Source organism: Streptomyces varsoviensis (assembly GCF_000718635.1).
Classification (GTDB): Bacteria; Actinomycetota; Actinomycetes; order Streptomycetales; family Streptomycetaceae; genus Streptomyces; species Streptomyces varsoviensis.
Genome location: NZ_JOBF01000108.1, coordinates 1 through 215 on the forward strand (window position 1 = coordinate 1; position 215 = coordinate 215).

1 protein-coding gene is annotated in these 215 nt (G+C 71.2%); it reads right to left on the reverse strand.

Annotated elements, in window-relative coordinates; translation table 11 throughout:
* A partial coding sequence (locus tag IF55_RS35810) for a SufD family Fe-S cluster assembly protein (RefSeq protein WP_030893526.1) occupies positions 1–215 on the reverse strand: 215 nt, incomplete at both ends.

The window sequence follows — 215 nt, forward strand, 5'->3', positions numbered from 1 at the left end:
TCGGGGAGGCCGATCTTCTGGACGAGTTCGGCGAAGAAGCCGCGGACGACCAGGCGGCGGGCCTCGTCGGCCGGGATGCCGCGCGCCATCAGGTAGAAGAGCTGCTCGTCGTCGAACCGGCCGGTCGCCGAGGCGTGACCGGCCCCGACGATCTCACCGGTCTCGATCTCCAGGTTGGGGACCGAGTCGACGCGCGCGCCGTCCGTGAGGACGAG